The sequence below is a fragment of the Rhizobium sp. NRK18 genome (assembly GCF_024385575.1).
GTDB lineage: Bacteria > Pseudomonadota > Alphaproteobacteria > Rhizobiales > Rhizobiaceae > JANFMV01.
Genome location: NZ_JANFMV010000001.1, coordinates 2525866 through 2549880 on the forward strand (window position 1 = coordinate 2525866; position 24015 = coordinate 2549880).

24 protein-coding genes and 3 tRNA genes are annotated in these 24015 nt (G+C 61.9%); 1 reads left to right on the forward strand and 26 read right to left on the reverse strand.

What is annotated here, in order from left to right; translation table 11 throughout:
- Nucleotides 1–188: 188 nt before the first annotated feature.
- The 24 genes from NN662_RS11860 to NN662_RS11975 form a co-directional block, all read right to left on the reverse strand.
- Nucleotides 189–473 carry a DUF1467 family protein gene (locus NN662_RS11860; RefSeq protein WP_261930454.1) on the reverse strand — a complete coding sequence of 95 codons (285 nt, stop codon included), beginning with the start codon at nt 471–473 and terminating at the stop codon, nt 189–191.
- Between the two features lie 74 nt (nt 474–547).
- Entirely contained in the window at nt 548–952 is a 405-nt protein-coding gene (gene mce, locus NN662_RS11865; RefSeq protein WP_261930455.1) for a methylmalonyl-CoA epimerase, read from the reverse strand.
- Nucleotides 953–975: 23 nt separating this feature from the next.
- Complete coding sequence (locus NN662_RS11870) at nt 976–2643, reverse strand: ribonuclease J (protein WP_261930456.1); 1668 nt, start codon at nt 2641–2643, stop codon at nt 976–978.
- A 17-nt stretch (nt 2644–2660) separates the two neighbouring features.
- On the reverse strand, nt 2661–3425 hold the full coding sequence (locus NN662_RS11875) for a biotin--[acetyl-CoA-carboxylase] ligase (protein WP_261930457.1): 765 nt from the start codon (nt 3423–3425) through the stop codon (nt 2661–2663).
- A 1-nt stretch (nt 3426) separates the two neighbouring features.
- Nucleotides 3427–4869: an NADH-quinone oxidoreductase subunit NuoN gene (gene nuoN / locus NN662_RS11880; protein ID WP_261930458.1), complete on the reverse strand. Its 1443-nt coding sequence runs from the start codon at nt 4867–4869 to the stop codon at nt 3427–3429.
- Nucleotides 4870–4886: 17 nt separating this feature from the next.
- Nucleotides 4887–6398 (reverse strand): NADH-quinone oxidoreductase subunit M, encoded by a 1512-nt coding sequence (locus NN662_RS11885; protein WP_261930459.1) that lies wholly within the window; start codon nt 6396–6398, stop codon nt 4887–4889.
- Nucleotides 6398–8389: an NADH-quinone oxidoreductase subunit L gene (nuoL, locus tag NN662_RS11890; protein ID WP_261930460.1), complete on the reverse strand. Its 1992-nt coding sequence runs from the start codon at nt 8387–8389 to the stop codon at nt 6398–6400. The genes NN662_RS11885 and nuoL overlap by 1 nt, the downstream gene beginning before the upstream one ends.
- A 7-nt stretch (nt 8390–8396) precedes the next feature.
- Nucleotides 8397–8705: an NADH-quinone oxidoreductase subunit NuoK gene (nuoK, locus tag NN662_RS11895; protein WP_261930461.1), complete on the reverse strand. Its 309-nt coding sequence runs from the start codon at nt 8703–8705 to the stop codon at nt 8397–8399.
- A 32-nt stretch (nt 8706–8737) separates the two neighbouring features.
- Nucleotides 8738–9352, reverse strand: a complete 615-nt coding sequence (locus NN662_RS11900) for an NADH-quinone oxidoreductase subunit J (RefSeq protein ID WP_261930462.1) — start codon at nt 9350–9352, stop codon at nt 8738–8740.
- 136 nt (nt 9353–9488) lie between these two features.
- Nucleotides 9489–9980 carry an NADH-quinone oxidoreductase subunit NuoI gene (gene nuoI, locus NN662_RS11905; RefSeq protein WP_261930463.1) on the reverse strand — a complete coding sequence of 164 codons (492 nt, stop codon included), beginning with the start codon at nt 9978–9980 and terminating at the stop codon, nt 9489–9491.
- A 40-nt stretch (nt 9981–10020) separates the two neighbouring features.
- Complete coding sequence (nuoH, locus tag NN662_RS11910; protein ID WP_261930464.1) at nt 10021–11064, reverse strand: NADH-quinone oxidoreductase subunit NuoH; 1044 nt, start codon at nt 11062–11064, stop codon at nt 10021–10023.
- 12 nt (nt 11065–11076) lie between these two features.
- A complete protein-coding gene (gene nuoG / locus NN662_RS11915) occupies nt 11077–13158 on the reverse strand; it encodes an NADH-quinone oxidoreductase subunit NuoG (RefSeq protein ID WP_261930465.1) in 2082 nt (693 codons plus the stop codon).
- Between the two features lie 34 nt (nt 13159–13192).
- Nucleotides 13193–13654 (reverse strand): DUF3291 domain-containing protein, encoded by a 462-nt coding sequence (locus NN662_RS11920; RefSeq protein WP_261930466.1) that lies wholly within the window; start codon nt 13652–13654, stop codon nt 13193–13195.
- Complete coding sequence (locus NN662_RS11925; RefSeq protein ID WP_261930467.1) at nt 13654–14142, reverse strand: DUF3291 domain-containing protein; 489 nt, start codon at nt 14140–14142, stop codon at nt 13654–13656. The genes NN662_RS11920 and NN662_RS11925 overlap by 1 nt, the downstream gene beginning before the upstream one ends.
- Entirely contained in the window at nt 14142–14909 is a 768-nt protein-coding gene (locus tag NN662_RS11930; protein WP_261930468.1) for a helix-hairpin-helix domain-containing protein, read from the reverse strand. Before NN662_RS11930 ends, NN662_RS11925 begins: the two co-directional genes overlap by 1 nt.
- Nucleotides 14910–14918: 9 nt before the next feature.
- On the reverse strand, nt 14919–16223 hold the full coding sequence (nuoF, locus tag NN662_RS11935; protein ID WP_261930469.1) for an NADH-quinone oxidoreductase subunit NuoF: 1305 nt from the start codon (nt 16221–16223) through the stop codon (nt 14919–14921).
- Between the two features lie 10 nt (nt 16224–16233).
- The gene (gene nuoE / locus NN662_RS11940) at nt 16234–17274 is read right to left on the reverse strand and encodes an NADH-quinone oxidoreductase subunit NuoE (protein WP_261930470.1); all 1041 of its coding nucleotides are present in this window, start codon (nt 17272–17274) and stop codon (nt 16234–16236) included.
- Between the two features lie 54 nt (nt 17275–17328).
- A complete protein-coding gene (locus NN662_RS11945) occupies nt 17329–18519 on the reverse strand; it encodes an NADH-quinone oxidoreductase subunit D (RefSeq protein WP_261930471.1) in 1191 nt (396 codons plus the stop codon).
- Nucleotides 18520–18537: 18 nt separating this feature from the next.
- Nucleotides 18538–19140: an NADH-quinone oxidoreductase subunit C gene (locus NN662_RS11950; RefSeq protein ID WP_261930472.1), complete on the reverse strand. Its 603-nt coding sequence runs from the start codon at nt 19138–19140 to the stop codon at nt 18538–18540.
- A gap of 18 nt (nt 19141–19158) precedes the next feature.
- The gene (locus NN662_RS11955) at nt 19159–19743 is read right to left on the reverse strand and encodes a NuoB/complex I 20 kDa subunit family protein (RefSeq protein WP_261930473.1); all 585 of its coding nucleotides are present in this window, start codon (nt 19741–19743) and stop codon (nt 19159–19161) included.
- Nucleotides 19734–20099 (reverse strand): NADH-quinone oxidoreductase subunit A, encoded by a 366-nt coding sequence (locus NN662_RS11960; protein ID WP_261930474.1) that lies wholly within the window; start codon nt 20097–20099, stop codon nt 19734–19736. Before NN662_RS11960 ends, NN662_RS11955 begins: the two co-directional genes overlap by 10 nt.
- 280 nt (nt 20100–20379) lie before the next feature.
- A complete protein-coding gene (locus NN662_RS11965) occupies nt 20380–20973 on the reverse strand; it encodes an AAA family ATPase (protein WP_261930475.1) in 594 nt (197 codons plus the stop codon).
- A gap of 111 nt (nt 20974–21084) precedes the next feature.
- Nucleotides 21085–21161, reverse strand: a tRNA-Asp gene (locus NN662_RS11970).
- Between the two features lie 24 nt (nt 21162–21185).
- Nucleotides 21186–21262, reverse strand: a tRNA-Asp gene (locus tag NN662_RS11975).
- A gap of 292 nt (nt 21263–21554) precedes the next feature.
- On the opposite strand from NN662_RS11975, the gene NN662_RS11980 reads away from it, so the two are divergent.
- Nucleotides 21555–21630 (forward strand) — tRNA-Val (locus tag NN662_RS11980).
- 73 nt (nt 21631–21703) lie between these two features.
- Here NN662_RS11980 and NN662_RS11985 read toward each other — a convergent pair.
- Nucleotides 21704–22051, reverse strand: coding sequence for a VanZ family protein (locus NN662_RS11985; RefSeq protein ID WP_261930476.1), 348 nt, complete (start codon nt 22049–22051; stop codon nt 21704–21706).
- Nucleotides 22052–22170: 119 nt separating this feature from the next.
- The gene (locus tag NN662_RS11990) at nt 22171–23853 is read right to left on the reverse strand and encodes a PAS domain-containing methyl-accepting chemotaxis protein (RefSeq protein ID WP_261930477.1); all 1683 of its coding nucleotides are present in this window, start codon (nt 23851–23853) and stop codon (nt 22171–22173) included.
- Nucleotides 23854–24015 lie beyond the last annotated feature (162 nt).

A 24015-nucleotide genomic window follows, 5' to 3' on the forward strand; every position in this document is an offset into this window, starting at 1 on the left:
TGTCAGCCCACAAAACAGGCAGAGAGGTTAAATTCTTTGCCATCTCGCGGTTAAAGTCTTGGGAGGATTTTGATCTCGGCGCGCTCGTTCGCAGCCCCGGAAACGGAAACAGGTCACGCGACACTTGAAAACAAGGCTTCGGCCTTGTTTTTTTTTGCCCTCGTTCAGGCTCCGCCTTCCAACGCCGATCAGCGACCGATGCTCTCGTCAAAAACCGGGACGAAACGCGGGATGGAGTCGATGCTGATCCCGAAATAGCTGGAAGCGATCCACCATACCGCGTTGATGAACGCGGCGACCACCGTCGTCATCAGCATCACCCGCCAGAAGCGAAAATGCGCCGGCGCGCTTTCGACGGTTCCCAGCGTCACGTCGTTTTCCTCCGCCTGGCTGCGCATGCCGATCGGCAGAACGATGAACAACGTCAGCCACCAGATGATGAAATAGACCGCAAAGATGGAAAACCAGGGCACGAAAAGTCTCCTCCATTTGCCGCCTTATAGCCTGACGGCAGTCGGGTTTCAAAGGTGCGCACAGCGCCCTGTTGTCACACCTGCTCGAGTTCGATCAGTGTGCCGAAGAAATCCTTGGGATGCAGGAAGAGGACCGGCTTGCCATGGGCGCCGGTCTTGGGCGTGCCATCGCCGAGAACCCGGGCCCCGCTCGCCTTCAACTGGTCGCGAGCAGCCAGAATGTCGGTGACCTCGTAGCAGATGTGGTGCATGCCGCCCGCCGGATTCTTTTCCAGAAAGGGCGCAATGGGCGAGCCTTCGCCAAGCGGCTCCAGCAATTCGACCTTGGTGTTGGGCAGTTCGACGAACACGACAGTGACGCCGTGTTCGGGAAGCGACTGCGGAGCCGAAACCACGGCTCCGAGCGTGTCTCGATAGGACGCGGTCGCCGCAGCGAGGTCCGGCACGGCGATGGCGATGTGATTGACCCTGCCCAGCATGCGAACCTCCCCCTGCCCTTGCCTCAGACCTTGTTCAGGAACACGGTCACGACGGGCTTCTTGCCCCAACTCTGGTTCATGGTCGAGCGCACGGCGCGGCGCACGGCTTCGCGCACCATTTCCATGTCCTTGCGCTTTGCCCGCGGAATGCTTTCCACCGCGCCGACCACCGCGTCGAACAGCGTATCGTCCATGTCCTCGCCTTCATCGTCATATTCCGGCAGGCCGTGCGGCACGATATCCGGATCGCCGATGATCTCGTAGCGGCTGTCGATGAGGATGCTGACAGCGACGTGGCCGACATAGGAGAGCTTCTTGCGCTCGGAGATCCCCATCTCGTCCATGTCGCCGAGCAGCTTGCCGTCCTTGAACAGACGTCCGTGGGCAACCTGGTCGATGACTTCGGCCGGCCCCGGCGCCAGACGCAGCATGTCGCCGTTGCGCACCTTCGGCACCTGCGCGATGCCGGACTGGGCGGCGAGCTCGGCCTGGGCCGTCAGATGCGCAGCTTCGCCGTGAACGGGAACGAGGATCTGCGGGCGCACCCACTCGTACATCTGCTTCAGCTCGTTCCGGCGGGGATGGCCGGAGACATGCACCAGCGCCTCGGCATCGGTGACGATGTGCAGACCCTGCTCGATCAGGCCGTTCTTGATATTGTTGATTTCCTTCTCGTTGCCGGGAATGGCGCGGGAGGAAAAGACGACCGTGTCGCCGGCGGCAAACGCCACGTGACGCATCTCATCGCGCGATATCTTGGCGAGAGCGGCGCGCGGCTCGCCCTGGCTGCCGGTCAGGATCACCACGACCTTGTCGCGCGGGATATAGCCGAACTCGTCTTCGGCGATGAACGGCTTGACGCCTTCCATCAGGCCGATATCGGTCGCGACATTGACGACGCGCTTCAGCGAGCTTCCGAGCAGCAGCACTTCGCGACCGGCGGCCTCGGCGGCCTGCGCGATCGAGCGGATACGGCCGACATTCGACGAGAAGGTGGTGATCGCCACCCTGCCCTCGGCGCTTTCGATGACCTTGCGCAGCCCTTCGGAGACTTCCTCCTCGGACGGCGAAATGCCATCGCGCATGGCGTTGGTGCTGTCGCACATCATCGCCAGCACGCCCTCATCTCCGATCGCGCGGAAGCGCGCCTCGTCGGTCAGCGGACCAAGCGAGGGATGATGGTCGATCTTCCAGTCACCGGTATGGATCAGATTGCCGAGCGGGGTGCGGATCACGAGCGACATCGGCTCCGGAATGGAGTGGTTGACCGACACACCCTCGACGCTGAACGACCCCGCAGTGACGCGATCGCCGGCCTTGAAGGGCGAGATGGGAATCTCGCGGCGATCGCCTTCGTAATCGCGCTTGGCTTCCAGCATGCCGGCGGTGAAGCCGGACGCGTAGACCGGCACGTTGAGGCCTGGCCACAGCTCGTTGAGGCCACCGTAATGGTCCTCATGCGCGTGGGTGATGAAGATCGCCTTCAGGTTCTTGCGCTGTTCCGCGATGAAGCGGATGTCGGGCAGCACGAGATCGACGCCGGGCAGGTCCGGTCCGGGAAAGGTGACGCCGCAATCCACCATGATCCATTCGCGATGGTCCGGAGGGCCAAAGCCGTAGAGGGCGAGGTTCATACCGATCTCGCCAACACCGCCCAGCGGCAGAAACACCAGTTCGTCTTTCTTTGCCATTCTCTAAATTTTTCCAATCATTCAAAAAAAACGTCGCCGGCAGCAATGGGAATTCCCGCGCCGTCGTCCGTCTGCAGCAGAAGCAGGCCGTTGTCGTCAATGTCGAGGAACCGCCCGGTCAACGAGCGATCCGGCAGATTGACACGGATCCTCTCCCCAATCCCGCAGGCATTCTCGCGCCAGCGTTTCACCACGGCACGGACACCACGACCCTTATCCCACAGATTGAGCGCGTCCACCATGGTGGCGAAGAGATGGGCGAACAATTCATCCGGCGAAACGGCCGCGCCATGTTCGGCGAGGCAGGTCGCATCATAGGGAACGTTGTCCGGCTTGGTGACGATGTTGATGCCGATGCCGATGACCACGGCGTGGCGGCCCTCGGGTAAGGCGCCGCCCTCAAGCAGGATGCCGCAGGTCTTCTTGCGTCCGATCAGGATATCGTTCGGCCATTTGATCTCGACCGCTTCGCTCCCCGGAGGCATGACCTTGCGCACGGCATCATGGACGGCCAGAGAGACGGCGAGCGGCAGGGATGCGAGCTTGGTGACCGGGGCCGGATCGACGAGAAGCAGCGAGGCGTAGAGGTTGCCGCGCTCGGACACCCAGGAGCGGCCGCGGCGGGCCTTGCCGCCGAGTTGCCGTCCGGCCGTGATCCAGAGGTTGCCCGGATCGCCGGCCCTGCCCCGCTCCATGCAGGCCGTATTGGTGGAATCCAGTTCCGAAAACGATTCGTGGCGGAAGTCGTCGATCGACATCCGCCACGCATTTCTATCCGTCATATCAGAAGAACGACGCTGCAGCAGCTTCGGCGGCGGCACCGAGCGGTCCGCCAATCAGCACGTAGCCGGCGACGAAGAGACCGGCCAGGCCAAACACCAGGCGCAACTCACCGGCGACGCGGGTGAACTCGCCCTTCGGCTGATCGAACCACATTAGCTTGACGATGCGCAGGTAGTAGTAGGCACCGACGACCGAGGCGAGCACACCGATGACGGCCAGCGCATAGAGCTTGGCTTCGATGGCGGCGACGAAGACGAAGTACTTACCGAAGAAGCCGGCGAGCGGCGGAATGCCGGCAAGCGAGAACATCAGCGCGGTCAGCACGACGGCCATGAAGGGGTTGGTCGAAGACAGGCCGGCGAGATCGTCGATGTTCTCGACATTGCCCTCTTCCTTGCGGCGCATCGCCATGATGCAGGCGAAGGTGCCGAGCGTCATGACCATGTAGATGCTCATGTAGAGGATGACGCCGGTAACGCCGGTCTTGGAGCCTGCAGCGAGACCGACCAGCGCGTAGCCCATGTGGCCGATCGACGAATAGGCCATCAGGCGCTTGATGTTCTTCTGGCCGATCGCGGCGAAGGCGCCGAGCACCATCGAGGCGATCGAGATGAACACCACGACCTGCTGCCAGTCCTTGACGACCGGATCGAAGGCGGTGACGGCGATGCGGATGAAGATGGCCATGGCGGCGATCTTCGGCGCGGCGGCGAAAAAGGCGGTGACCGGAGTCGGTGCGCCTTCATAGACGTCCGGCGTCCACATGTGGAACGGCACGGCCGAGATCTTGAAGGACATGCCGGCGAGGATGAAGACCAGGCCGAAGACGAGGCCGAGCGAGCGGGTTTCGGCCGTCAGCGCCTGGGCGATGCCGTCGAAGCCGGTGTGGCCGGTGAAGCCGTAGACCAGCGACATGCCGTAAAGCAGCATGCCGGAAGACAGGGCACCGAGCACGAAATACTTCAGGCCGGCTTCCGTCGAGCGCAGGCTGTCGCGGTTGATGGCGGCGACGACGTAGAGCGCCAGCGACTGCAATTCCAGCGACAGGTAGAAGGAGATCAGGTTGTTGGCCGAGATCAAGAGCAGCATGCCGAGCGTCGCCAGCACCAGAAGCACCGGAAACTCGAAGCGGTCGAGATGTTCGGAGCGGGCGTGGCCGACGGACATGATCATGGCGGTCACCGCGCCGATCAACGCCAGCACCTTCATGAAGCGGGAGAACGGGTCGGCGATATAGGCGCCGCCGAAGGCCTGGCCGTCGGCGGGTACGAGGACGATCCACAGGCCGGCGGCGATCAGAAGCGCCACCGCCAGTCCGGTGACGGTCAGACCCGAGCGCTCGCCCGAGAAAACGCCGATCATCAGGAGAACCAGAGCCCCCACGGCCAGGATCAGTTCCGGCGTGGTGATTTGCAGGCTCGCGATTAGTGTTTCAGCGGTCATTTCCAAGGGTCCTGTCGTCAGTTCACCGCAAGCGCAAGATTATGCGCCGCCTGCAGGGCTGCGGAATAGTGATTTACCAGCAGATCGACCGAAGCCGCCGTCGCATCGAAGATCGGAGCCGGATAGACGCCGAAGAAGATGGTGACCGCGATCAGCGGATAGAGGATCATCTGTTCGCGCGGCGAGAGATCGAGAAGCGCCTTCAGGCTCTCCTTCTCCAGCGCACCGAAGATGACCCGGCGATAAAGCCAGAGTGCGTAGGCTGCCGAGAGGATCACGCCGGTGGCGGCAAACAGGGCCACCATGGAGTTTGCCTGGAACACGCCGATCAGCGTCAGGAACTCGCCGATGAAGCCGGAGGTGCCGGGCAGACCGACGTTGGCCATCGTGAAGATCATGAAGGCGACGGCATATTTCGGCATGTTGTTGACGAGGCCGCCATAGGCCGCGATCTCGCGGGTGTGCATGCGGTCATAGATGACGCCGACGCAGAGGAAGAGCGCGCCGGAGACGAAGCCGTGCGAGATCATCTGGAAGATGGAGCCCTGCACGCCCTGAACGTTGGCGGCGAAGATACCCATGGTCACGTAACCCATGTGGGCGACCGACGAATAGGCGATCAGCTTCTTCATGTCTTCCTGCATCATCGCCACCAACGAGGTGTAGATGATGGCGATGACGGACAGCGCGAAGACGAAAGGCGCGAACGCATCGGAGGCCAGCGGGAACATCGGCAGCATGAAGCGCAGCATGCCGTAGCCGCCGAGCTTCAGGAGAATGCCGGCCAGGATGACCGAACCGGCCGTCGGCGCCTGAACGTGCGCGTCGGGAAGCCAGGTGTGGACCGGCCACATCGGCATCTTGACCGCGAACGAGGCGAAGAAGGCCAGCCATAGCCACTTCTGCATGCCGGCGGGGAAGTTGTAGGCGAGCAGTTCGGTGATGTCCGTCGTGCCGGCCTGCCAGTACATCGCCATGATGGCGAGCAGCATCAGCACCGAGCCGAGCAGCGTGTAGAGGAAGAACTTGTAGCTCGCATAGACGCGATCCTTGCCACCCCAGACGCCGATGATGATGAACATCGGAATGAGGCCGCCTTCGAAGAAGACGTAGAACAGCACGATATCCAGCGAGGTGAAGACCCCGATCATCAGCGTTTCGAGGATCAGGAACGCGATCATGTAGGACTTGATGCGCTTCTCGACCGCGACCCAGCTTGCCAGCACGCAGAACGGCATGAGGAAGGTGGTCAGGATGACGAACAGCATCGAGATCCCGTCGACGCCGACATGGTAGGCAATGCCGGTGTTCAGCCAGTCGTGTTTCTCGACCATCTGGAAACCGGGATTGGCATTGTCGAACCCGGCCCAGATGAAGAGCGAGAGCGCGAAGGTGAAGACGGTCGTCAGCAGCGCAACATTGAGGATGTTGCGGCGTCCGTAGGTGCTGTTCTCGTTGGTCAGCAGCAGCAGCGCCACGCCGACGAGCGGCAGGAAGGTGACCGTTGAGAGAATGGGCCAATCGGTCATCAGAAGGAACTCCCGAGCATCATCCAGGTAACGAGGGCGGCGACACCGATCAGCATCGCGAACGCATAGTGATAGAGGTAACCGGTCTGCAGGCGCACGACGCGGTTGGTCACGTCGACGACGCGGGCGGCGACACCGTTCGGACCGTAATGGTCGATCACGGCGACATCGCCCTTCTTCCAGAGGAACCGGCCAAGCGCCTTGGCGGAGCGTACGAACAGGATGTCGTAGAGCTCGTCGAAGTACCACTTGTTCAGAAGGAACTGGTAGAGGACGTGGTGCTGGGCAGCGAGCTTGCCCGGCAGCTCAGGCGACTTGATGTACATCCACCAGGCTACGAGGAAGCCGACGGCCATGGCGGTGAACGGTGCGAGGTGCACCCAGACCGGCACATGCTCGTGCAGCTCGAGGATCTCGTTTTCCGGCAACGTGAAGAGCGCACCCTTCCAGAACTCGGCATAACCTTCACCGTAGAAGGCACCGTGGAAGATGAGGCCGGCAAAGAGAGCGCCGAGCGACAGGATCGCCAGCGGCAGCAGCATCACCATCGGCGATTCATGAACATGGTGCATGACGTCAGCGGAAGCGCGCGGCTTGCCGAAGAAGGTCATGAATACCAGACGCCAGGAATAGAAGCTGGTGAAGAGGGCTGCGATGACCAGCATGCCGAAGGCGAAGCCGGCGGCCGGATTGTTCGAAACATAGGTCGTCTCGATGATCGCGTCCTTGGAGAAGAAGCCAGCGGTGCCTGCAAGTGTGCCGGGAATGCCGAGACCGGTCAGTGCGACCGTGCCGATGGTCATCGCCGTGAACGTCCAAGGAATATGCTTCCTCAGACCACCCATGTTGCGCATGTCCTGCTCGTCGGACACGGCGTGGATGACCGAGCCGGCACCAAGGAACAGGAGCGCCTTGAAGAAGGCGTGCGTGAACAGGTGGAAGATGGCCGCGCCATAGGCTCCGACGCCGAGCGCCGCGAACATGTAGCCGAGCTGCGAACAGGTCGAATAGGCGATGACGCGCTTGATGTCGTTCTGCACGAGGCCGACGGTCGCCGCGAAGAATGCGGTGATCGAGCCGATGATGGTGACGACGGTCAGCGCATCGGGCGACAGTTCGAACAGCGGCGACATGCGCGCGACGAGGAAGACGCCGGCGGTGACCATGGTGGCGGCGTGAATGAGGGCCGAAACCGGGGTCGGGCCTTCCATGGCGTCCGGCAGCCAGGTGTGCAGCAGGAACTGCGCCGACTTGCCCATCGCACCCATGAAGAGCAGCAGGCAGACGCCGGTCAGCGCGTGCGCCTTATCGAGATGCATGCCGAACAGGGTGAGGACGACGTCGGTCGACTTGGCTGCCTCTTCCGGCGTGAAGCCGGCGGCGCCTGCGAAGATCGTGTCGAAGTTGATCGAGCCGAACAGCACGAAGACACCCGAGATGCCGAGGATGAAGCCGAAGTCGCCAACGCGGTTGACGATGAAGGCCTTCATTGCGGCGGCACTCGCCGACGGCTTCTTGAACCAGAAGCCGATCAGCAGGTACGAGGCCAGACCCACGCCTTCCCAGCCGAAGAACATCTGCAGCAGGTTGTCGGAGGTGATCAGCATCAGCATCGCGAAGGTGAACAGCGACAGGTAGGCGAAGAAACGCGGACGGTGCGGATCGTGGTGCATGTAGCCGATCGAGTAGAGGTGCACCAGGCAGGAGACGGTGTTGACGACGACGAACATGACGGCCGTCAGCGTGTCGACCCGGAAGGCCCAGGTGACATCGATCGCGCCGGACTGGATCCAGCGGAAGACCTCGACCTTGATCGGCTCGTCGACATGGCCGAGAGCGACCGTGAAGAAGGCGATCCAGGAGAGGATGGCAACGAGGACCATCAGGCCGGTGGTCACATATTCGGACGCCTTTGCGCCGATCGAGCGGCCGCCGAGGCCTGCGATCAGGAAGCCGATCAGCGGAAGAAAGACGATAGCCTTATACATCATAGCCTTATCAGCCCTTCATCATGTTGACGTCTTCCACGGCGATCGAGCCGCGGTTTCGGTAGAAGACAACCAGAATTGCAAGTCCGATCGCCGCTTCCGCCGCCGCCACCGTCAGGATGAACAGGGCGAAGACCTGGCCGACCATGTCGTTCAGGAAGTGCGAGAAGGCGACCATGTTGATGTTGACGGCGAGCAGGATGAGCTCAACCGACATCAGGATGACGATGACGTTCTTCCGGTTGAGGAAGATACCGAAGACGCCAAGCGTGAAGAGGATGGCGCTGACCGTCAGATAGTGGGAAAGTCCGATTTCCATATGAATATTCCTTGTGCCTCGCGCTTCTCAGCTCAGATACCCTGCCCCGGCTTGACCTTGACCACCTGAACGGCGGTCTCGGGCGTGCGGGCGACCTGGGCCGAGATGTTCTGGCGCTTGATATGCTGGCGATGACGCAGCGTCAGGACGATGGCGCCGATCATCGCAACGAGAAGCACAAGGCCAGCGATTTCAAAGAAGAAAACGTAATTGGTGTAGAGGATGTCGCCGAGGGCGGCGGTGTTGGTCCGCTCTGTCAGCGCAGGGATCGGAACCGCGGGCGACTGGGCGATCGTCGGCGAGATCATCGAACCGCCGACCACGATGATCAGCTCGGCAGCCAGGATCAGGCCGACCAGAGCGCCGACCGGCGCATATTCCATGATGCCGGAGCGCAGCTCGGCAAAATCGATATCGAGCATCATCACGACGAAAAGGAAGAGGACCGCCACGGCGCCGACATAAACGACCAGCAGGATCATCGCCAGGAATTCGGCGCCGGTGAGCAGGAACAGCCCCGCCGCATTAACGAAGGTCAGGATCAGGAACAGAACCGAGTGAACCGGGTTCCGTGCCGAGATGACCATGAACGCCGACGCGACTGCGACGAAGGCGAAGAGATAGAAAAAAAGAGCCTGCAGACCCATGATGGTGCCTTTTTGTCTTCCCCCGGGCCGGGGAGGTCCCTGCCCGATCTGGAGCCCTCCCCGTTCAAGGGGCCGGTACTCCGTTTATGTTAACTGCGGCAGATGGAGCCGCAGCGTTTCATTCACTTGTCGAACCTCAGCGGTAAGGAGCGTCGAGCGCGAGGTTGCGCGCGATTTCCCGTTCCCAGCGGTCGCCATTGTCGAGAAGCCGCGCCTTGTCGAAGTAGAGTTCTTCGCGGGTTTCCGTGGCGAATTCGAAATTCGGACCTTCGACGATCGCATCGACCGGGCAGGCTTCCTGGCAGAAGCCGCAATAGATGCACTTCACCATGTCAATGTCATATCGGACCGTGCGGCGCGTGCCGTCGTTGCGGCGCGGGCCGGCCTCGATCGTGATGGCCTGGGCAGGACAGATCGCCTCGCAGAGCTTGCAGGCGATGCAACGCTCTTCGCCGTTCGGATAGCGGCGCAACGCATGCTCGCCACGGAAGCGCGGCGAGACCGGGCCCTTCTCGAACGGATAGTTGACCGTCGCCTTCGGCTTGAAGAAGTAGCGCAGCGCCAAACCGAAGGCGGCGACGAACTCCTTGAGGAACACGGAACTGACGGCCTGGGAAATGCTTGCCATCCTTATTCTCCAGTTTTCTTGAAACCAACAGCCGGCATGATCATGCCCAGCCGCCGAGTTTCAGGACGAATGCGACAATGACGACCATGGCGAGCGAGATCGGCAGGAAGACCTTCCAGCCGAGACGCATCAACTGGTCATAGCGGTAGCGCGGAACGAATGCCTTCACCATGGCGAACATGAAGAACACCATCGTGGCCTTGATCACGAACCAGATGATGCCCGGGACCCAGTTCAGGAACCAGACGTCGACCGGAGGCAGCCAGCCGCCGAGGAACAGGATCGTGGTCAGCGCGCACATCAGGACGATGGCGGCATATTCGCCGAGCATGAACATCATGTACGGAGCGGAGCCGTATTCGACCATGAAGCCGGCAACCAGTTCCGATTCCGCTTCCGGAAGGTCGAAGGGCGGACGGTTGGTCTCGGCCAGCGCCGAAATGAAGAAGATGATGAACATCGGGAACAGGGCGAGCCAGTTCCAGTCGAGCAGCGTGTTCGGCAGGCCGATCATCGTGCCGATGCCGTGCTGCTGCGAATTGACTATGTCGGTCAGGTTCAGCGAACCGGCCGTCAGGAGCACGGTGACGATGACGAAGCCGATCGAGACTTCATAGGACACCATCTGCGCTGCCGATCGAAGCGCGCCGAGGAACGGATACTTCGAGTTGGAGGCCCAGCCGCCCATGATGATGCCGTAGACTTCCAGCGACGAGATCGCGAAGACGTAGAGAATGCCGACATTGATGTTGGCGACGACCCAGCCATCGGCGAGCGGCACGACGGCCCAGGTGGCAAGCGCCAGCGTCACGGAGACGAGCGGTGCCAGAAGGAAGACGCCCTTGTTGGCGCCGGCCGGAATGATCGGCTCCTTGAAGACGAACTTCAGAAGGTCGGCAAACGACTGGAAAAGACCCCAGGGACCGACAACGTTCGGGCCGCGGCGCAGCTGAACGGCAGCCCAGATCTTGCGGTCGGCGAGAAGGATGTAGGCGATGAACACCAGCAGGCAGACGAGCAGCAGCAGAGACTGGCCAATCATGATGGCCGCCGGCCACACATAGGTTGAAACGAAAGAATCCATAGTCCCCTGCCCTTACTCTGCCGCGACTTTGAAATTGTTGCGGGCCAATGCCGAGCATTCGGCCATGACGGCGGATGCCCGGGCGATCGGGTTCGTCAAATAGAAGTCTTTGACGGTGCTTGCAAACCCGGATTTGTTCATCTTGCCCGATTTTTTCGCAAGTGCGGCAATTTCTCCGCTGCCACCGACGGCGATCTCGTCGATCGCCGCAAAATGCGGGTGCGCGGCGTAGAGATTGGACCGAAGTGCGGCCAGTGAGTCGAACGGCAGCTTCTTGCCGAGAACGTCGGACAGCGCGCGGATGATCGCCCAGTCTTCGCGGGCATCGCCCGGTGCGAAGCCGGCGCGGTTGCCCATCTGGACGCGGCCTTCGGTGTTGACCCAGGTGCCCGACTTTTCGGTGTAGGCAGCACCCGGCAGGATGACGTCGGCGCTCATCGCGCCGTTGTCGCCGTGCGAGCCGATGTAGACCGTGAACTTCGCAGCCTTCCTGGAGAAGTCGAGCTCGTCAGCGCCGAGCAGGAAGAGCACATCCATGCTTTCGAGCATGGCGGCAGCATCCTGGCCGTTGGCACCCGGCACGAAGCCGAGGTCGAGACCACCGACGCGCGAGGCGGCAGTGTGAAGGACCGAGAAGCCGTTCCAGCCGTCGACGACGGCGTTGCAGGCCGAGGCGATCTTGGCGGCGGTCGCCAGAACACCGGCGCCGTCGGTGCGCGACAGGGCGCCCTGGCCGATGATGATCAGCGGACGCTCAGCCTTGTTCAGCACTTCGGCGAAGGGATGCGATCCATCGGCGATTTCCTTCAGCGTGTCCGGTCCGGCGCCGAGATACTCGTAGCCGTAGCGCATTTCGCCGCCTTCGCCGATCACGCCGATCGGGAAGTTGCCGCGACGCCAGCGCTTGCGGATGCGGGCGTTCAGGACAGCCGCTTCGTAGCGCGGATTGGCGCCGACGATCAGCAAAGCGTCAGCGTCTTCAATGCCTTCGATGGTGGTGTTGAAGAGATAGCTCGAACGGCCCAGCGCCGGGTCGAGCTGCGCGCCGTCCTGGCGGCAGTCGAGGTTTTCAGAGCCGAGCGACTTCACCAGCTCCTGCAGGGCGTACATTTCCTCGACCGAGGCGAGATCGCCGGCAATCGCGCCGATCTTGTCGCCGCTGGTGGCGTAAACCGCGCCCTTGATGGCAGCGAAGGCTTCTGCCCAGCTTGCGGGCTGCAGACGGCCGTCCTTGCGGACGTAAGGCTTGTCGAGACGCTGTGTCTTCAGGCCGTCCCAGATGAAGCGGGTCTTGTCGGAGATCCACTCCTCGTTCACCTGCTCGTTGACGCGCGGCATGACACGCATCACTTCGCGGCCGCGCGTGTCGACGCGGATGGCCGAGCCGAGCGCGTCCATGACGTCGATCGTTTCGGTCTTGCCGAGTTCCCACGGACGGGCGGTGAAGGCGAAGGGCTTGGAGGTCAGCGCGCCGACCGGGCAGAGGTCAACGACGTTGCCCTGCAGTTCCGAGGTCATCGCCTGCTCGAGATAGGTGGTGATTTCCGCATCTTCGCCACGGCCGATCAGGCCGAGTTCGGAAATGCCGCCGACTTCGGTGGTGAAGCGGACGCAACGCGTGCAATGGATGCAGCGGTTCATGACCGTCTTGACCAGCGGGCCGATATACTTGTCCTCGACTGCGCGCTTGTTCTCGGTGTAGCGCGAACTGTCGATACCGAAGGCCATGGCCTGGTCCTGCAGGTCGCATTCGCCGCCCTGGTCGCAGATCGGACAATCGAGCGGGTGGTTGATGAGCAGGAATTCCATCACGCCTTCGCGGGCCTTCTTGACCATCGGCGTGTTGGTGTAGACCTCGGGAAGCTCGCCGTTCGGGCCGCCGCGGATGTCGCGCACGCCCATGGCGCAGGAGGCTGCCGGCTTCGGCGGCCCACCCTTCACCTCGATCAAGCACATGCGGCAGTTGCCGGCGACCGACAACCGCTCGTGGAAACAAAAGCGCGGTACCTCAGCGCCGGCTTCCTCACACGCCTGCAGCAGCGTGAAATGATCCGGAACCTCGATTTCCTTACCGTCGACCTTCAGCTTTGCCATATCTGCCTTCCTGCTTCACGCACGCCTTTGTGTCTCAAGCACAACGGGCGCTTTGCCAGAGTTTCACCTCCGGCAAATGCGACCATGAAAACGCATGGTCGCTGTTGCCGTGTTCGTTCAAATAATCCAGCCGCTCCTTCGCTTCGGCGATTGTCGGGGCATGTCCGTCCTCGACCCACCACATGGCGAAGTGCTGCTTATCCATGATGGAAAACCATTCGTCGCGACGCGCATAGAACTGCTTGTGGACGGTCTTCCATACGAAATTCTCGAAGCTGGCGACATCGCGCCAGACACTCATGTTGACGATGATGCGCTCGTCGTCGAACGCCTTCATGTCGGTCGCGTTGCCGCTGTCGTCCTTCAGCCGCCAGACGAAGCCTTCGGAACGCTCCGCAATCCCGTTGACGAGATCGAGCGCATTCATGAAGGGCGCGACGCGCGGATCGTCGGTGGGATATTTCAGACGGGCGATGTTGAGCTCGGCGAGATGCATCAGGCGTTGCCCTCCGCCGGCATGCGTTCGAGCTGGCTTTCCAGCCGGTAGGACTTCCACATCTCCGACGACTTCAGATACGGCCAGTCGAAGGCGTAGTCGGTCGAACCGTGCTCATCGAGGTGATCGAGACGCGCCTTGCCTTCCTGAAGCGTCGGACGCTCGCCATCCTCGACGAACCACATCGCCAGGTAATGGCTCTTCAGATGCGAGAACCATTCGGCCCGGCGACCGTAGAATTTCTTGTGCACCGTCTTCCAGACAAAGCGTTCCAGATGCTCGGGGCTCTGCCAGATGCTGAGCGTCGCCGTCATCAGCGGATTGTCGAAGATCGCCTCGACCTCGCCCTTGTCCTGCAGGCGCCAGACGAAACCGTCGGCGCGCTCGGCAAGACCATTGATCAGCGCGACGTTGTCGACAAAGGCAGCAACCCGGGGATCCCCGGGGGGATGGAGAAGTTCGGCGATATTGACCTGTGCCAATTGCATTACCCCTCCTTTCCCAACAATGTCTTTGCCTGCCCGACCCAGTCGTCCCGGCCGATGCGGCCTGTCAGGCCCGTATCGGCTTCGAGCTTGGCGATTGCCTTCTCGTCGAGCTTGGCGATATCGGCAAAGCGCCGATAGCCCATTGAGTTCAGGACTTCCTCGAGCTTCGGACCGATGCCCGAAATCTGCTTCAGGTCGTCCGCCTTGCCGGAAGCGGCCCGTGTCTTGGCCTTCGGTGCGAGCGCCTGCTTTGGCGCGGCCTTTGCAGCCGGCGCCTTGGCCGCAGACGAAGCCTTGGCGTTTGCGCCCTTCTTCCCCGGTGCCTTGCCGGCAACAGGCTTCGCAGACTTCACAGCAGGCTTGGCCTTCTTTGCCGCAGGCTTTTCTGTCTTGGCGACAACAGCCGGCCCGGCCTTCGCCGGTTCTGCGACCGGAACAGACGCAGCGGGCTCGACCTTGGCCTCTGGCTCGGGCGCAATCTCGGGCTCGGGCGCCACCTTCGCCGCGTCGGCTTCGGCCGCCTTCGAGAGACGGTCGGCCGTGTCGAACGCGCCCTGCATTGCGCCGAGGAAGGCGCTCGCCATCTGCGTCGTCAGGCCGAAGCCGATTGCCGTGGCGGCAGCCATGGCCGCCGTCGGATGGGCCAGCAGAGGATAGAGCGGTGCGGCGGGCGCATCACGCAACAGCTTGGCGGCAGCACGGCCGAAATCGTCCGCGGAAACTTCCGCGGGCGTCTTTCTGCCGTTGCCTGGCGCCTTGCTCGTCATGCCCTGCCCTTACTCCGCGGCTTCCATCGGAACGCCACGGTCAATGGCATTATAGGTGTACTGGTCGATACGCTTTTCGATTTCCGGACGGAAATGCTTAATGAGGCCCTGAATCGGCCATGCGGCTGCATCGCCAAGTGCACAGATGGTGTGGCCTTCGACCTGCTTGGTCACCTGGAACAGCATGTCGATTTCGCGCTTCTGCGCATTGCCCTTCACCATGCGGTCCATGACGCGCATCATCCAGCCAGTGCCTTCGCGGCACGGCGTGCACTGGCCGCAGCTCTCGTGCTTGTAGAAGGCCGAGAGGCGCCAGATGGCCTTGATGATGTCCGTCGACTTGTCCATGACGATGACGGCAGCCGTGCCGAGACCCGAGCCGAGTTCCTTCAGCCCGTCATAGTCCATGATGGCGTCCTTCATCTGGGCGCCGGGAACGCAGGGAACCGAAGAACCGCCCGGGATGACGGCGAGCAGGTTGTCCCAGCCGCCGCGAATGCCGCCGCAGTGCTTCTCGATCAGCTCCTCGAAGGTGATCGACATGGCGTCTTCGACCGTGCACGGACGGTTGACGTGGCCGGAGATCGAGAACAGCTTGGTGCCAGCATTGTTGGGACGGCCGAAGCTCGAATACCAGCCGGCGCCACGGCGCAGGATGGTCGGGGTGACGGCGATCGATTCGACGTTGTTGACGGTCGTCGGGCAGCCGTACAGACCCATGTTGGCCGGGAACGGCGGCTTCAGGCGCGGCTGGCCCTTCTTGCCTTCCAGGCTTTCCAGCAGCGCGGTTTCCTCGCCGCAGATATAGGCGCCGGCGCCGTGATGGACGAAGATGTCGATGTCGTAGCCGAGCTTGTTGTTCTTGCCGAGAAGGCCGGCATCGTAGCACTCGTCGATGGCCGCCTGCAGGGCTTCACGCTCACGCATGAACTCGCCGCGGACATAGATGTAGGCCACATGCGCACCCATGGCGAAGGACGCGACAACGCAGCCCTCGATCAGCGTGTGCGGATCGTGGCGCATGATGTCGCGGTCCTTGCAGGTCCCGGGCTCGGACTCGTCGGCATTGACGACGAGGTAATGCGGACGGCCGTCCGATTCCTTCGGCATGAAGGACCACTTTAGGCCGGTCGGGAAGCCGGCGCCGCCACGTCCGCGAAGACCGGAGGCCTTCACTTCGTTGATGATCCAGTCCCTGCCCTTTTCGAGAAGCTGCTTGGTGCCGTCCCAATGGCCACGGGCCATGGCGCCCTTCAGCGACTTGTCCTTGAGGCCGTAGATATTGGTGAAGATGCGATCTTGATCTTTAAGCATGTCTCACCCCTTACCGCGGCTTCTTGCCGAACACGCGGACATATTCTTCCTCGCCGCCGCGCGCCAGCGCATCGGCCTGCTTGATCCACTCGTCGCGCTCGATCCGGCCCTTGAAGCTCAGATAGCCGTCGACCCAGTCGATCTCGTTCTTCGTCCATGCGGCAACCTGCGCATAGGTGTAGATGCCGAGGCTGTTGAGCTTGCCTTCGAGCACCGGACCGACGCCGGAGATCAGCTTCAGGTCGTCCGGGCTTTCCGGCTTGTCGATGGCGGCCGGACGATTGGCGTCGTCAAGCGCCGGCTGCTGCGAAGCGGCAATCTCACCCTCGACCGGCTTCGGGGTCGAGCCGTCCGGCTTGCCCTTCTGTTCCGGCTTTTCGGCTTCCGTTTCCTTGGAGGCGGTTTCAGCCTTGGCGGAATCGGCCTTCTTCGACGGGGTCGTGTCGCCGGTCAGCGATGTCAGGCCGCCGATCGGAGCGGAATAGATGCGATCGATCTGCGGGCCGGGACGGATTTCGTCGGCGCGGCCAGCTTCGAAACGGTCGATGATATGCTCAAGCTGCGTCGGCGTCAGGTCTTCGTAGCTATCCTTGAAGATCATCACCATCGGCGCGTTGACGCAGGCGCCCTGACATTCGACCTCTTCCCACGACAGCGAGCCGTCGGCATTGGTGTGGAAGGGCTCGGCATGGATCTTCTTCTTGCAGACCTTGATCAGGTCCTCGGCGCCGCGCAGCATGCAGGGCGTCGTGCCACAAACCTGGATATGCGCCTTGGTGCCGACCGGCTTCAGCTGGAACTGGGTGTAGAAGGTCGCGACTTCGAGCACGCGGATATAGGCCATGCCGAGCATTTCGGCGACGCCTTCGATCGCTGCCTTGGTGACCCAGCCATCCTGTTCCTGCGCCCGCATCAGAAGCGGAATGACGGCGGACTGCTGACGGCCTTCCGGATATTTCTTGATGGTCGCCTCGGCCCAGGCTGCATTTTCCGCCGTGAAGGCGAATGCGGCTGGCTGGATGTTATCTTCGGCTAATCGACGAACGGACATTCTTCTTCGCGCCTTATCTCAAATTCCAAAAAACGGGTTCAGGACCGCCCGAAATCAGCGGTCCACTTCTCCGAATACGATATCAAGCGAACCGAGGATCGCGGTCACGTCGGCGAGCTGGTGACCACGGCTCATCGTGTCCATGGCCGACAGGTGCACAAAGCCCGGAGCGCGTATCTTGCAGCGGTACGGCTTGTTGCTGCCGTCCGACACCAGATAGACGCCGAACTCGCCCTTCGGGGCTTCGACGGCGGCGTAAACCTCGCCTTCCGGCACGTGGTAGCCCTCGGTGTAGAGCTTGAAGTGGTGGATCAGCGCTTCCATCGAGCGCTTCATCTCGGCCCGCTTCGGCGGAACGACCTTGCCGTCGAGCGACGAGACCGGGCCGACGGCATGCTTGCCGAGCAGCAGGTCGACGCACTGCTTCATGATGCGGATCGACTGGCGCATCTCGTGCATGCGCACCAGATAGCGGTCATAGCAGTCGCCGTTCTTGCCGATCGGGATGTCGAAGTCGAGATCGGAATAGCATTCGTAGGGCTGCGCCTTGCGCAGGTCCCAGGCAGCGCCCGAACCGCGCACCATGACGCCGGAGAAGCCCATGGCCCAGGCATCCTCGAGCTTGACGACGCCGATGTCGACGTTTCGCTGCTTGTAGATGCGGTTGTCGGTCAGAAGACCCTCGATGTCGTCGAGCACCTTGATAAAGGGATCGCACCAGTTGCCGATGTCTTCCACCAGCTTCTGCGGAATGTCCTGATGGACACCACCCGGACGGAAATAGGCGGCGTGCATGCGCGCGCCACAGGCACGCTCATAGAACACCATCAGCTTTTCACGCTCTTCGAAGCCCCAGACCGGCGGCGTCATGGCGCCGACGTCCATGGCCTGGGTCGTGACGTTCATGATGTGCGACAGGATGCGACCGATCTCGGAGAAGAGAACGCGGATCAGCTGGCCGCGCATCGGGATCTCGAGCTTCAGGAGCTTTTCGACCGCCAGCGCGAACGCGTGTTCCTGGTTCATCGGCGCCACGTAGTCGAGGCGATCGAAATAGGGCACGGCCTGCAGGTAGGTCTTCGTCTCGATCAGCTTTTCGGTGCCGCGGTGCAGCAGGCCGATATGCGGGTCGACACGCTCGACGATTTCGCCGTCGAGCTCGAGCACGAGACGCAGAACGCCGTGCGCGGACGGGTGTTCGGGTCCGAAGTTGATGGTGAAGTTGCGGACGTTGTGTTCAGTCATGGAGCTAGCCTTCCGTCCTTACTTCGCGGCCTTTTCGTCGCCGGGCAGAACGTAATCCGTTCCTTCCCATGGCGACAGAAAATCGAAACTGCGGAATTCCTGCTTGAGTTCGACGGGCTCGTAGAGAACGCGCTTTAGCTCGTCGTCGTAGCGCACTTCGACGAAGCCGGTGACCGGGAAGTCCTTGCGCAGCGGATGGCCTTCGAAACCGTAGTCCGTCAGGATGCGGCGCATGTCGGAATGACCCGAGAAGGGAATGCCGTACATGTCCCAGGCTTCGCGCTCGAACCAGTCGGCGCCCGGATAGACAGCGGTTGCCGACGGCACGGCCACGTCCTCAGCGACCGCGAGCTTGACGCGGATGCGCACGTTCTGGCGCGGCGACAGCAGGTGGTAGACCACATCGAAACGCTCGGCGCGCTGCGGATAGTCTACGCCGCAGATGTCGACGATGTTGACGAAACCGCACTGCACGTCGTCGCGCAGGAACGTCAAAAGCGGGATGATGCCGGCGGTGGTAGCCGTCACCGTCAGCTCGCCGTGCTTGATTTCGACGCCGACGAGGTGAGAGCTCTGCGCGTCCTTGATATGAGACGCAAGCTCGTTGAAGACTTCAGTCATTCGCTCTGCCCTTCACCCTTAGCGTTCGATCGTGCCGGTGCGGCGGATCTTCTTCTGCAGCAGAAGAACCCCGTACAGCAGGGCTTCTGCCGTGGGGGGACAGCCCGGTACGTAGACGTCGACGGGGACGACACGGTCGCAGCCGCGCACCACCGAATAGGAATAATGATAGTAGCCGCCGCCATTGGCGCAGGAGCCCATCGAGATGACGTAGCGCGGCTCGGGCATCTGGTCGTAGACCTTGCGCAGAGCCGGCGCCATCTTGTTGGTCAGCGTGCCGGCGACGATCATGACGTCCGACTGGCGCGGCGAGGCGCGCGGGGCGACGCCGAAGCGCTCCATGTCGTAGCGCGGGCCGGAGACCTGCATCAGGCCTTCGACGGCGCAGCAGGCCAGGCCGAACTGCATCCACATCAGCGAGCCGGTCCGCGCCCAGGTGATCAGGTCGCGGGTCGAGGTGACCAGAAAGCCCTTGTCGGCCAGCTCGTCGTTGATCTCGCCGAAATATGCATCGTCGGCGCCGACCGGCTTGCCGGTTGCCGGATCGATGATGCCCTTGGGCTGCGGCGCGACGAGCGTCGTGTTTTCCGCGGTCACTCCCATTCCAGAGCTCCCTTTTTCCATTCGTAGATGAAGCCGATGGTCAATACGCCGAGGAAGACCATCATGGACCAGAAGCCGAACCAGCCGATATCGCCGAAGGAAACGGCCCACGGAAAGAGGAAGGCGACTTCAAGGTCGAAAATGATGAAGAGAATCGACACCAGATAGAAGCGGATGTCGAATTTCATGCGCGCGTCGTCGAAGGCGTTGAAGCCGCATTCGAAGGGCGACAGCTTTTCCGGATCGGGCGCCTTGAAGGCGACGGCAAACGGCGCGATCAGCAGAGCGAGGCCGATTACCAGAGAAATGCCGATAAAGATTGCGATCGGAATATAGGAACCGAGAAGGTCAGTCATTCAGTCCGTCCCTGCCTGTCTCAGGATCTGCGCCGGGCGGCGCGAACGTCCAAATTCGACAGGCCGTATTTGTCTGTGTTGCAACGAGCCGTGGTTAGCGCAGCCTGCGCTGCCGCGCAAGCCGTTAGCGGCCTTTGAACCACTACGCGGACGACTTTATCAAGGCTTGATCTCGGAGTCGCGACAAAACTTCGCAATGCAGCATCACGATTGCAACAGATTTGGTCACAAGCGTTTAAATCGATCTGATTGATAGCCGTCATGAATCCGACGACTCACGTCAGGCCGGCCGGACCATCCTCGCGACCGTGGCCGCCACCTTTTCCGCCCGCACCTCCACAGGCGCTTGGTCGACCACCTCAAGGCGGTAGCCGAAGCGGCGGTAGGCGGGCAGCAAAGCCTCATACTCGGCCTGCGCTGCGGCGAGATCGTGGCGGCGCTCGGCATCCTGGCGGAAAATCTGCGGCCAGGGTGGTAGCACGAAGACCAGACTGTTGTGCGCGAGAAGCCCGACGGCATTGACCAGCCAGACCGGCACGGGAAGCCCCTTCATCTCCAGATAGGCGAGCGCGTCGATCGGCCCGCGGTCGAAAAAGGCGATCCGCCCTTCCCGCGCCGCCGCCACGCGCTGCGCGATCGCCCGCGATACCACCAGCTCGACGAAGCGCAGCGGGTTTTCCTCAGGCAGCGCATCGCCGCCGATCGCCAGCTGCTCGCGCACGATCTGGCGGCCGGGCTCCGGATAGATGGCAAACCCCTTTTGGCCGAGCGCCTCGAGAAGCGTCGACTTACCGCCGCCCGAGCATCCGGTCAGCAGGAAAACGCGATCCGCACATTGGCGAATCGATTCAAGGTCATAATCGGATAAGTTCACGGTCTTTCTCCACCGCTCACAGGGAACGGCTCGAAACGCGCACCTCCGGATGAGGCGAAGCGCATTGACGGAAATGGAGGAGGAAAATCGAGCCTGGCTCGAGAAAGAAAATGGCGCGAGTGACGGGGCTCGAACCCGCGACCTCCGGCGTGACAGGCCGGCACTCTAACCGACTGAGCTACACCCGCGCATTGTTTGAAGACTGTCGAAAGTGGCGCGAGTGACGGGGCTCGAACCCGCGACCTCCGGCGTGACAGGCCGGCACTCTAACCAACTGAGCTACACCCGCACTTTTCGAAATCTTCGGGAACGTTGCCGCCCCCCGCCAAGCGGCGTTGCCGTTTGGTGTGCGGCTAACTAAGCGGTTCGAATGGGGGTGTCAAGCAGGTTTGGGAGACAAAAACGGAGAACGCATTCTTTTTATAATGCGATCACCCGCGGCCCGCCACCTTCCCTGCCCTGCGCACACCGGAAGCGTTGAAAAAAGCAAAAAAATCGATTGGACCCTCTTGCGGAATTTTTCCGATGCGCATAGATCACGGCCACCGACGCGGCGGACGACTGATCCGCACAACGCGCACGGGCGATTAGCTCAGTTGGTAGAGCGCCTCGTTTACACCGAGGATGTCGGGAGTTCGAGTCTCTCATCGCCCACCATTTTCCCAAAATTCTCCTATTGTGTCCGCGGCATCTCAGGTGATTGCGGTAGGCTTAGCGCGCTTGCCGCTGCTCACCCCGCCCGCCGCGCGCGGAGCTGCGTGAGGACCCACCAGGCGGCGCTGCCGCAGAGGCTGCCTCCGGCCTTGATGACGGCGTCGTGCAGGCGGGCGTGGCGAGTGGGCGAGAGTTCCTGTGCCAGTTCGAGGCCGAGGGCGGCCACGACCGAGAAGAGCAGCACCCATTTCCAATGCCTGGGATAGGCGAAGGTGAAGACGAAGGTCGTCAGCGCATAGGCCGCCGCCCGGTCGAGGTTGACCGTCGTGATGGTGTGGGGGCGAAGGCCGATCGGGGAAACGGTGACCAAAACAATGGCCGCCAGCAATGCCCAGGCGGCCACCTTGAAAACTACTCTTATCATGCTGCGCAAATTAGTGCGCCACGCGAAACATGCAAGAGCTACCTCTCGCCTTCGCGAGAGTTGCCGGCGCGCGGCATCAATCCGCATCCACCGGCCGAAGGTATGCCTGGCGACGGGCCCTAACGCGATGCGGCGAGCGCCAGCGCCGGGCGGGCGGCGCGGTCACGGGGCTCGGCGGTCGTGCGGAAGCGGGCGAGCTGCTGCATCAGCGTGTCGAGTTCGCCGGACAGCGAATGATTGGCCGCCGTCGATTCTTCCGCGATGGCCGCATTCTGCTGCGTTCCGTGATCGATCACGTTGATCGCCGTGTTGATCTCGCGGATGCCGCTCGACTGTTCGCTGGAGGCCTCGACGATCGCCGAAACATTCGTGTCGATGCTGGCGAGCTGATCGATGATTCCCGACAGCGACGCATCGGTCGCCTTGACCAGTGACACGCCCTTTTCGACATGGCCGGCCGATTCGCCGATCAGCGCGTTGATCTCCTTGGCGGCCGTCGCCGAGCGCTGCGCCAGTTCGCGCACCTCCTGGGCGACGACGGCGAAACCCTTGCCAGCCTCGCCTGCCCGCGCCGCCTCGACGCCGGCATTCAAGGCGAGCAGATTGGTCTGGAAGGCGATGCCGTCGATCACGCTCAGGATCTTGGAAATCTCGCCGGACGAGCGCTCGATTTCGGCCATGGCGCCCATGGCATCGCGCATGACGCGACCGGATTCCTCCGCCGTCTTGCGCGTCAGCGTCAACGACGTGCCGGCCTGGCGTGCCCTCTCGCTGGTGCTCGACACCGTTTCGGTAATCTCCGTCAGCGCCGCCGCGGTTTCCTCGACGGAGGCCGCCTGCTGTTCGGTGCGGCGGGCGAGATCATCGGAGGCTTCCTTCAGCTGACCGGCGCTTGCGGAGATGCCGCGGGCGTTCTGCAGGACCTGTTCCATGAAGGATCGCAGCACGCCGACGGCGTTATTGAAGTCTTCCCGCGTCTTTTCCATGCTCGGCGTGAAGCGGTCGTCGAGCGAGACGGCGAGATTGCCGTCGGCCACCGCCTCGATGGCGCGGCCGAGTTTCTCAAGGCAGGTCATGCGCTCGCTGACGTCGACGGCGAACTTGATGACCTTGACCACCCTGCCCCGGTCGTCGAAGACCGGGTTGTAGACGGCCTGTATCCATACGGCCCGGCCATCCTTGGCGAAGCGGACGAACTCGCCGTTGAAGTGCTCGCCACGCGCCAGACGCGGCCAGAACTCCGCATAGTCGGCGGAGGAGACATAGGACGGCTCACAGAAGATGCGGTGATGGCGACCGACGATCTCCTCGGCCCTGTAGCCGAGCGTCGCGCAGAAATTGGCATTGGCGGCAATGATGGTTCCGTCCGGCGTAAATTCGATGATGGCCTGGGACTTGGATGCTGCATCGAGCTTTGCGGCGTCGTCCAGCGCCTTCAGCTTGAAGGCGGTGATGTCGGTGGCGATCTTGACGACGCGCAGCACCTTGCCGTTCCTGACGACCGGATTGTAGGACGCCTCGATCCAGACTTCGCGCCCGCCCTTGGCAATGCGCTTGTACTGCCGACGGTCGAAATCACCCTTTCTCAAGCTGTCCCAGAAGGCTCTGTAGTCCTGGCTTGCGGCATAGTCCTCGCTGACGAACATCGAATGATGGCGACCGACGATCTCGGCCGGCGCATACCCCATGACGTGACAGAAATTCTCGTTCGCCTCGAGAATGGTGCCGTCCGGTTTGAAGACAATGACCGCATGCGATTTGCCAATCGCGTCCATATCCTGCGCTGCTGCATTCACAAACATGGGGCACCCCTGCATTCCCACCCTGGATTGCAGCCATGTTTTGCCCCAAATGTTAAAATTCGGTATTAAAGGACATCCTAATTTGCGTGATTTATAAAAATAATGACAGTAAATACCATGTGGTATATCACGTCCACCCTAGTATATTTTGGCTTTTATCAA